The sequence below is a fragment of the Arthrobacter sp. P1_A5 genome, from assembly GCF_056406825.1.
Genome location: NZ_JBFTZL010000146.1, coordinates 1 through 9,278, shown reverse-complemented (window position 1 = coordinate 9,278; position 9,278 = coordinate 1). Strand labels below are relative to the sequence as shown.

General features: G+C 66.5%; 9 protein-coding genes. 5 read left to right on the top strand and 4 right to left on the bottom strand.

What is annotated here, in order from left to right; all coding sequences use genetic code 11:
* A partial coding sequence (locus AC1D1S_RS16255; protein ID WP_476994929.1) for a 3-deoxy-7-phosphoheptulonate synthase occupies positions 1-199 on the top strand: 199 nt, incomplete at its 5' end.
* Positions 200-344: 145 nt separating this feature from the next.
* On the opposite strand, the gene AC1D1S_RS16250 is transcribed toward AC1D1S_RS16255, so the two are convergent.
* Both AC1D1S_RS16250 and AC1D1S_RS16245 read right to left on the bottom strand, forming a co-directional pair.
* On the bottom strand, positions 345-2,501 hold the full coding sequence (locus tag AC1D1S_RS16250) for a Stk1 family PASTA domain-containing Ser/Thr kinase (RefSeq protein ID WP_476994928.1): 2,157 nt from the start codon (positions 2,499-2,501) through the stop codon (positions 345-347).
* A gap of 121 nt (positions 2,502-2,622) precedes the next feature.
* Entirely contained in the window at positions 2,623-4,017 is a 1,395-nt protein-coding gene (locus tag AC1D1S_RS16245) for a lytic transglycosylase (protein WP_476994927.1), read from the bottom strand.
* Positions 4,018-4,324: 307 nt separating this feature from the next.
* Between AC1D1S_RS16245 and AC1D1S_RS16240 the strand changes: the two genes are divergently transcribed.
* Positions 4,325-4,678, top strand: coding sequence for an Rv2175c family DNA-binding protein (locus AC1D1S_RS16240; RefSeq protein WP_026266238.1), 354 nt, complete (start codon positions 4,325-4,327; stop codon positions 4,676-4,678).
* Between the two features lie 152 nt (positions 4,679-4,830).
* Here the strand turns inward: AC1D1S_RS16240 and AC1D1S_RS16235 are convergent, their stop codons facing one another.
* On the bottom strand, positions 4,831-5,925 hold the full coding sequence (locus AC1D1S_RS16235) for a polyprenyl synthetase family protein (RefSeq protein WP_476994926.1): 1,095 nt from the start codon (positions 5,923-5,925) through the stop codon (positions 4,831-4,833).
* Positions 5,922-6,449, bottom strand: a complete 528-nt coding sequence (locus AC1D1S_RS16230) for a RodZ family helix-turn-helix domain-containing protein (RefSeq protein ID WP_028275890.1) — start codon at positions 6,447-6,449, stop codon at positions 5,922-5,924. Before AC1D1S_RS16230 ends, AC1D1S_RS16235 begins: the two co-directional genes overlap by 4 nt.
* Before the next feature lie 115 nt (positions 6,450-6,564).
* Between AC1D1S_RS16230 and dinB the strand changes: the two genes are divergently transcribed.
* From dinB to mraZ, 3 genes are all read left to right on the top strand, one after another.
* A complete protein-coding gene (dinB, locus tag AC1D1S_RS16225) occupies positions 6,565-7,821 on the top strand; it encodes a DNA polymerase IV (protein ID WP_243179533.1) in 1,257 nt (418 codons plus the stop codon).
* A gap of 293 nt (positions 7,822-8,114) precedes the next feature.
* Positions 8,115-8,486 carry a DUF3040 domain-containing protein gene (locus AC1D1S_RS16220; RefSeq protein ID WP_243179532.1) on the top strand — a complete coding sequence of 124 codons (372 nt, stop codon included), beginning with the start codon at positions 8,115-8,117 and terminating at the stop codon, positions 8,484-8,486.
* 435 nt (positions 8,487-8,921) lie between these two features.
* Positions 8,922-9,278, top strand: a 357-nt coding sequence (gene mraZ / locus AC1D1S_RS16215; protein ID WP_476994925.1) for a division/cell wall cluster transcriptional repressor MraZ, incomplete at its 3' end; no start/stop codon positions are given.

Genomic DNA, 9,278 nt, shown 5'->3' with positions numbered 1-9,278 from the left:
CCACGCGCTCGGCACCGTTCCCGGCGGCCTGCACGTGGAGATGACGGGTGACGACGTCGCCGAGTGCCTCGGCGGAGCCGACCCGATCGACCAGGAAGCCTTCCTGGACCGCTACGAGTCCGTCTGCGATCCGCGCCTGAACCACATGCAGTCGCTCGAGATGGCGTTCCTGGTGGCCGGAGCGCTCTCCAAGCGCTGACGCACTGATGGACAGAACGCGTCTGGCGGAACGCATTCCGACAGAACGTTTCCCACAGAACGCGTTCTGACAAAGAGCTCCGCCCGGCTACAGCAGCCGGGCGGAGCTTTCTTGTGCGACGGCAGGGGCCGGAGCGGGGTGCCGGTCAGACGACGGTGAGCGTGACGGTCGAGCCTTCCGGGGCCTTCGTGTCCACGGGATTCTGGTCCCGGACCGTGCCGAAGAAACCGCCGAGGATGTTATCGACCTGGACCTTGAAGCCGAGTTTCTCAAGGGCTTCCTGGGCCTCCGAGGCCTGCTTGCCGATGAAGCTGGGCACCTCGACGAGCTTCGGGCCCTTCGAGATGGTCAAGGTGACGGTGCCGCCCTTGGTCAGGTTGCCGGAGGCCGGGTCCTGCGCCAGCACCGCGCCCTCGGGGACATTCCTGTCATTGACTGCTTCCGGGGCCACCACGGCCTTCAGGCCTGCATCCTCAAGGGCCTTTACAGCGGTGTCCTGCGCCTGCCCGCGGACATCCGGGACCGGGATGGGCTGGGGGCCCTTCGAGACGGTCAGGCCCACGGGCGTCCCGTGCCTGACCGGGTTGCCGCTGCGCGGAGCCTGGGCAAGGACGGTTCCGGCCGGCGCCTTCTCGTCGAAGGTCTCGGTGATCGGGCCCAGAGCCATCTGGGCGCCGTTGAGCGTGGTCTTGGCCTCGCCCAGGCTCTTGCCGGCCAGTTCCGGCAGCGGGAACAGCTCCGGGCCCTTGGAGACGGCCAGCGACACCGGCTGGAACTTGCGGATGACCTCTCCGGCGGTCGGCTCCGAGCCGACCACGAGCCCGGGCGAGACGTCGTCGTCGAAGACATCCTTCACGGTGGATTGGAAGCCGGCGGTGCGGAGCAGGTCCTGGGCCTCGGCAACGGTCTTGTTCGCCACCGGGGGAATCGTTCCCGGCGACCCGGGACCCATGCCGAAGAACCAGCCGGCGACGGCGGCGAGCAGCGCCGCGACGACGAGCAGGACGATCCACAGCAAGCCGCGGCGCCGGGGGTTGCCCTCGTGCAGCGTCCTGGTGGGCGTGGCGGCGGCGCGCTGGCGTGCCTTCTCCTCGTCCCGGTCCAGCTTGCGCTGGGCGCGTTTGCTGGGGGCAACCGCGCTCTCCGGCGGGCCGTCATACCCGGCGCCGTCGTAGGCCGCCTCGTCCGGGGTGGACAACGGTCCGTAGGCCGGACGCCGCGGGGCACCGGACATCACGGTGGTCGGGTTGCCGCCGGTGCGGGAAATCATCTCGGTGGGCCGGGCGAGGCTGCCGTATACCTCAGTCTGCAACTCCGTGGGCATTCCGGTGGGCGGCAGCACGTGGGCCGTTGCCTGCGCGTCCGACGCCGGACCGGTACCGCCTGGCGGCCGGGTTGGCGGTGCTGCTACGGCCGGCAGGGTGCTGCGAGCCGCCGGCGGCTGGAGGTCGAGTTCGGCGTCGCTGAGGTTGGTCCTGATGTGCCGGAGCTCGGACAACAGGGCGCTGCCGTCGACGGGGCGCTTGTCCGGGTCCCGGTCCGTGCACCACTGGACGAGTTCGTCGATCTCCTCAGCCAGCCCGGGCACCTCCAGCGAAGGCGTTGCGACGGTGGAATTGACGTGCTGGTAGGCGACCTGGATGGGCACGTCGCCTTCGAACGGCTGCCGGCCCGTGACCATTTCGTAAAGCATGATCCCGACCGAATAGATGTCGCTGCGGGCATCTGCCTGTTTGCCCAGGACAAGTTCGGGGGAGATGTAGGCGACGGTCCCGATCAGGGCGCCCGTGCTGGTGGACGTCGAGATAGCGCGGGCCAGGCCGAAGTCGCCGAGCTTGATCCGCCCGTCGTCGGCGATCAGGACGTTTTCGGGCTTGATGTCCCGGTGGATCATTCCGGCGGCGTGCGCGGCGCCGAGGCCTTCGACGACCGGATCGATCAGCGCCAGGGCCAGCCGCGGCGACAGGGCGCCCTTGTCATTGAGGACATCCCGCAGCGTGTGGCCCTTGATGAACTCCATGACCAGATAGGCGAGCCGGCCGTCTTCGCCCTGATCCAGGACGCCCACGACGTGCGGGTGGGAGAGCCGGGCGGCAGCCTTGGCTTCGCGGCCCAGCCGATCGAGGAACTGCGGGTCGTCGGCCAGATGGGGATGGAGCACCTTCAGCGCGACATCACGCTCAAGGCGCTGGTCCGTGGCGAGGTACACGGTGGACATCCCGCCGCGGGCAAGCCTGGATCGAACCTGGTAGCGGTTGTCCACCAGGTTCCCTACGAGAGCATCCGACACGTATTCCTGCACCTTACAATCGTAGTCGCTGGACAGAAACGGGCCCGAATCAACATGCGATCCGGGCCCGTAGCGTCACGCTCCGCCGAAAGGGAGCCTGTGCTGGAGTCTGTAGTTGGCCGAACGGCCGGGTTTAGCCGAACAGCTGCCGGTTGGCCTTGATGGCGGCGACGTAGCCCTTGGTGTCCTCGAACATGCCGTTCTGGCTCACCGAGTACTGGCCCTGGTAGTAGCCGGCGATTGCGGTGTCCACATCCGGGCTCGTGCGGACCAACTGGCGGATGATCGCGATGCCTGCCGTGGCGTTGTCGTACGGATCGAGCAGGTTCAGCTTGCGGCCCACCAGATCGGAGGCCCATTCGCCGGAGGACGGGATGACCTGCATGGTGCCGATCGCGTTGGCCGGTGACACGGCACGCTGGTCGAAGCCGGATTCCTGGAAGGCAAAGGCCAGTGCAAGGCTGGCGTCCACGCCCATGCGCCGGGCCGTGTCCGCCACGATCGACTTCATCTGCTGGCGGGTGGGCACCGGGGAGGCGTTGAGCAGCGCCTTGTTCTGGTTGGCCGAGCTGACCACCGCGGCCGGGTAGCTGAACCCGAGGAACGTGCTGGGCACGAGGGGCGTGGTGGGGGCAGGCGTGCTTGATGCCGGTGCGATGGTCGACGCGCCGGGGATGACGAGCTTCTGGCCGGGGTAAATGATGCTCGACATTGTCAGCCGGTTGGCCGACAGGACGTCCGAGAGCCTGACACCGTTGCGGGCCGCGATGCCGGAGAGGGTGTCGCCGGCCCTGATGGTGTAGGAGCCGGAACTGGCGGGCGCGGGCGCCGACGGCTTGGGTGCGGAGGTGGCCACGGGTGCGGAGGTGGCCGGCGTGCTGGAACCGCCGCCGACCTTGACCGTCTGGCCGGGATAGATCACGGAGCTCATCCCGAGCCCGTTCCACTTGAAGATCTCGGAAAGACCAACGCCGTGGCGGCTGGCGATGGCGCTCAGAGTGTCGCCGGACTTGACGACGTACACGCTGCCTCCGCCCGAGGCGGGCGTTGCCGGCGTCGATTTCGCCGGTGCGGACGGTTTGGGCGCTGCCGGCGCCGGCGTCGAGCCCGTGAGCTTGATCTTCTGCCCCGGGTAGATGATCGTGTTCGGCTGCAGGTTGTTCAGCTTGAGCACGGCAAACGTGTCCAGGCCGTAGCGGCCGGCAATGGCACTGATGGTGTCGCCGCGGGCGATCGTGTAGGCGGCCGGAGCCGCCGCCTGCGCGGGCCGCAAGGCGCTCGGCAGCGTCACCGGGACGGAGGCGGCCGGGATCACTGCCGCCTTCAGGGATGTCGACGCGTCAGCCGTCGCCTGGGCACGCATGGCGGCCGCGAGCGTTGCCGGGACCGAGCGCACCCGCGATTCGGCTGCGGCAGGCTGGGCGATCGCCAGGGAGGAAAGCACGACGGCGGGAAGCGCCGCCGTCGTCGCCGCGATGAGCGGCAGGCTGCGCCCCGGACGGAGCTGTGGCGAACGTGAGGTTGTCATTGGAAAGATCCTCTTCTCAGCGGCAACGCTGCGGTCAGGCCGGTAGAACTGGTGTTACCAGTGTGACAAAAGTTATTTCTGTTACAAATGTGATCTATGTGAATCTCTCATGAATTGGCAATTAGCACAAGAACCGTTTGACATTCCGCAAACCCGTTTCCGGTGGAGTGTCGCCCGAAAGTCGTTCCACGGGAGTCCCCGGTGAAGCCTGGCGGCATTCCGGCGCGGCGGGACCGGCCATGGCCGCAGCGTGAATTCTGCGGATGCCGACTAGGCGGCGGGGCACCGCCCGTGGCAATCTTTATGCGTGAGTAATGTAGAAAGCCTCGTGGGCGAATGGCTGCCCCTGCCCGATGTCGCACAGCTTCTGAACGTATCTATCACCAAGGTCCATGCATTGCTGGACGAGCGTGCGCTGGCGGCCGTGAGAATCGGCGACCGGCGCATCCGGTCCGTGCCTGCGGCTTTCATCCAGGACGGGCATGCGGTGGAGAGCCTGAAAGGCACCATTGTTGTTCTCTCAGACGCCGGATACTCGGATGAGGAACTGATCAACTGGCTCTTTACGCCGGACGATTCCCTCCGCGGCCGGCCCATTGACGCCCTGCGGGAAGGTCGCAAGACCGAAATTCGCCGCAGGGCACAATCACTGGCCTGGTAAAAGCGCACCGGCAGCAACTGCGCCGGCAGCATCCCCCGGACGTGCCATCACGGGCCGTGCACAGCGCAAGCGCAGTGCACGGCCCGCCGCGTTTCAAGGCACCTCTTAAAAGGCGTTACCGGTTAAAACGCGTTACCGGCGTGAGGGCAGGGTTAAGCCGCGCGGCTGACCGTGGCTTCTGCCAGCCTGCGGAGCGCGGTTTTGGGCAGCTCCTGAAGCGGCAACAGGTCTAGGGCAGCGAAGGCGGCCTTGCCGAACTCCTCGATGAGCACTTCCGTGGCCTGGAGCGCGCCGCAGTCCACGATGATCCGCCGGATCTCCTCGATGTCTTCATCCCCGAGATCGGGGCTGCCCAGCTTGGCGTCGATGAACTCTGATTCGGCCGCCGAGGCCTGGTCCAGGGCGAAGGCCACCAGGACCGTGCGCTTGCCCTCACGGAGATCGTCCCCGGCAGGTTTGCCGGTGGTGACGGGGTCACCGAAGACGCCAAGGACATCGTCCCGCAGTTGGAACGCCTCGCCGAGCGGCAGGGCGAAGGCGGAATAGCCGCGCAGCAGCTCGTCGCCGGCGCCGGCCAGGGCGCCGCCGAGGGCGAGCGGGTGTTCAGTGGAGTATTTGGCCGACTTGAACCGGATGATGGACTGGGCCCGGCTGACGGCCCCCGCACGGTCCCGCCGGGGCCCGGCGACCTCTTCCAGGATGTCGAGGTACTGCCCGGCCATGACTTCTGCGCGCATGAGGTTGAAGATCAGCCGTGCCGGGCTGCCGGAGGCGGCACGGTGTCCGATCTCCGTGAACGATTCCTCGCTGAAGGACAGGCATAGATCCCCGGTCAGGATCGCTGCCGCATGGCCGAACCGCTCGCTGTCCAGCGCCCAGCCCTGGGCCTCGTGCAATTCAATGAACCTGCGGTGGACGCTGGGTCCGCCCCGGCGGGTGTCCGAGCGGTCAATGATGTCATCGTGGATCAGGGCCGCGGCCTGGAACAGCTCCAGGGCCGAGCCGGCCGTGACCACCTCGGCCGCGCCGGCTTCTCCGCCGGCGCCGCGCCATCCCCAGTAGCACATGAGCGCCCGCAGGCGCTTTCCGCCCGTGACCAGGTTTGAGATCGAGCCCATGAGCGGATCGATGTCCTGGGAGATCGAGGCCATGATGGCCTGGCGGCTGGTCAGGAACTCGGTGAGCTTGCCGGCGACGGCGGCCACGTAATCCGCCTGCTCGAGCCGCAGCTGTTCGGCGAGACTCACTTGACGGACTCGGCAGCGACGTTCGCACCGATCGTGAACGTGGACACCCCTGTTGTCTGCATGACGGAGATGTTCACGGTTTCGTTGTCCCCGCGCAGGAAGTCCTTGGACGGCAGGGCGCCGACGGTTTCCCCAGGTACGGGCTTGAAGCCCTGCGCCTGCAGCCCCTTGGCGTAGAAAGCCAGGACATCGGCGGCCGGGGCGGTGATGCTGCCGACCAGTGCCGCGGTTGCCGGCACCGTGGTTTTGTCGAAGCTGCTGGAGACCACCTGGGCTCCGGGCATCAGCGGCAGGAGTTTCTGCGGGAAGCCGGGCACGAGGGCGCCGACCGTGGCTGACGTGCCGGGCTCCGCGGAAGGGCTGGGGGGAGCCGTGGTGGAGGACTGCGCAGAGGCGTCCGGGGTCGACGCCGGCGACGCCGCCGGGCTCCCGGTGCCGGCAGGCGTGCATGCGGCCAAGGCCAATAGCGCGCCAGCCGCCGCGATGGCGGCTGCGGCACGTTTGCGCTGTCCAAATACCTTCACAGGGACTTTCCTCCTGGGGTTGAAGCGGAATCAGCCTCCAGTTTAGTCAGTCCCCGGGCATAGGATTGAAGACGTGGGGCCGGACGCAGAGAATCAGCAGGGAGCGCAGAGGAATATGCACCCCAACGGGCCCTCGAATGCGCAGCCCCAGATCCAGCCCGCCGGCAGCCTGGGCGGGGAGTCCCTGCTGGAACTGCGGCGCAGCAGCATCATGCACGTGGACATGGACGCCTTCTTTGTCTCCGTGGAGTTGCGCAGCCGGCCTGAGCTGAAGGGAAAGCCCGTGATCGTGGGCTACCCCGCGGACCGCTCCGTGGTGCTCTCCGCGTCCTATGAGGCCCGCGCCTTCGGCGTCAGATCGGCGATGCCCATGGTGGTGGCGGCGCGGATGTGCCCCTCGGCTGTCATCATCGAGCCTCGCCACAAGCTGTACTACGAAGTGTCCGGCCAGATCATGGCAATCTTTGGTTCCATCACCGACCTCGTCGAGCCGCTCAGCGTGGATGAGGCGTTCCTGGACGTCGGGGGAGCCATCCGGAGGCTCGGGCCGCCACGGGAGATTGGCGAACTCATCCGGGCCCGCGTGTTCCGGGAGCTGGGCATCACGGCATCAGTGGGCATCGCCGCCAGCAAGTTTGTGGCCAAGATCGCGTCCACCCGCTGCAAACCGGACGGACTGCTGCTGATCCGGCCGGAGGAAACCGTCCCCTACCTGCACAGCCTTCCTGTCAGTGCGCTCTGGGGAGTCGGCGGCAAGACCGTGGAGGTGCTGGCCCGCCGGGGCATCAGGACGGTGGCGGACGTCGCCGCGTCGCCGCTGCCCTCGCTGCGCAAGCTGCTGGGCGCATCGGGGGAGCATGTCTACCGGCTCTCCTGGGGCATCGATCCACGGCCCGTGACGCCGGTCCGCCTGGAAAAGAGCATTGGTGCCGAGGAGACGTTCGCCACTGACACCGCGGATGACGCGCTGCTTCACAGGGAGCTGCTGCGCCTTTCGCACCGGACGGCGGAGCGCCTCCGCAGTGCCGGCATGCACGCCCGTACCGTGGCGCTCAAGCTGCGCTACGCCGACTTTTCCACTATTACCCGCAGCCGCACCGTGAGCACACCGATCGACAGCGCCCAACTCCTGTACGCGGTGGCAGTGCAGCTCCTGGAATCGGTGGGTGAGCGGCCCATGACGGTCCGGCTGGTCGGCATCCGCGCCGAGCAGCTGGAAGAGGCCGCCGATGCCCCGCTTCAGCTCAGTCTTGACCGCCGGGACGACAACTGGCGGGCCGCCGAACAAGCCCTCGATGCTGTCACCCGGAAGTTCGGTAACAAGTCAGTCCTTCCGGCCCGGCTCCTGGATTCCGGGGGCGCCACCGAGTAAGCCCGGCAGGAACCCCGGCGGGCCGCCCGTTCCCAAGGGTTCCGGCGGCGAAAGGGCCTTAAGACTGTCTTTCAGAACAGGCCGCAACAATCTATCCTTATTAATACCTAGGTTTAGGACTACTGGATCGACCGTTCGGGCGACCTGGCCAGCTGAGACCGGCGCGGGAGAGCTGAATTGACCCCTTTTCACCAATGGCGGTGACGGGGGAACCACTTCGGAATCCCGGGCGTTAGGGAATTAGGGCAATGGCCACGTCATGCCCGGACGTTGGCAGACTTGAGGAGGTCGTGATGCCGCTCTCGGAACACGAACAGAAGTTGCTGGAGCAACTTGAGAAGCAGCTGCATGAGGACGACCCAAAGTTTGCAAGCTCAATGGGATCGGTCCCCGGACGCTCATGGTCCACCCGCCACCTTGTCATCGGCGTGCTCGCGACTCTCGCGGGCGTGCTGCTGTTATTGGTCGGGGTGTCGATGCAAAACATCTTTATCGGGGTCCTCGGCTTTGTTGTGATGGGCGCCGGCGTCTATTTCGCCACGATGCGCAGTTCTGCGGTCGGCAAGGCCAGGGCAGCCGGCGGACGCAAGCAGGGCAAGCCCAGGAGTTCGTTCATGAGCAACCTCGAGCAGCGCTGGGACGAACGGCACGGGGGCGAGTCCTAAACCGCTCAGTGACGGCCCCGTAAAGTCCTCCACTTCCCGCCACCGGTCCGCCGGGGAGCGGCGCGAGACCCGCTTCGGCGGGTCTTTCGCCATTTAACGCGGTTATTTCCGGCGCCTTTGCTGCAGCCGTGCTGGAATTTGGCTTCGACGGCGCCGCAAAAGGGACAACCGCACCGAATTATTCGCTCCCGCGCCGGTGCGCCCCGTCAATCGGTGCGGGGCGGGAGGCAAGCAGGCAAAAATCGCTCCACTTTCCCCCACCAGTCCCGATTCCCTGCAAATGCTGGGAAGAAGGGGGATAAACATCCGCAGAATTGTCTAAACATCCCGGGCGTGTCGTTGACTGTGGAGCGATGTGGAGTAATGTGGAGGACGTAAGAGGGTAGTGGCAGCACAGGGGACGTTGGACTTCCTAAGACAGACAGGCGGTGGGCCGTGTTTCTCGGCACACATTCGCCGCGTCTGGATGAAAAAGGTCGAATTATCCTCCCCGCGAAGTTCCGAGAGGAACTTGCCAGCGGGCTGGTTCTCACAAGGGGCCAGGAGCGTTGCATCTACGTCTTCAGTGAGGCGGAATTCGGACGGGTTCACGAGCAGATGCGGGAGGCTCCAATTTCCTCCAAGCAGGCACGTGACTACATCCGTGTTTTCCTCTCTGGAGCCTCGGACGAGGTACCTGACAAGCAGGGGCGCGTGACGATTCCGCCGGCGCTCCGGGAGTATGCAGGTCTTGGCCGGGAACTCGCCGTCATTGGCGCAGGATCCCGGGCAGAGATCTGGGACGCCCAGGCC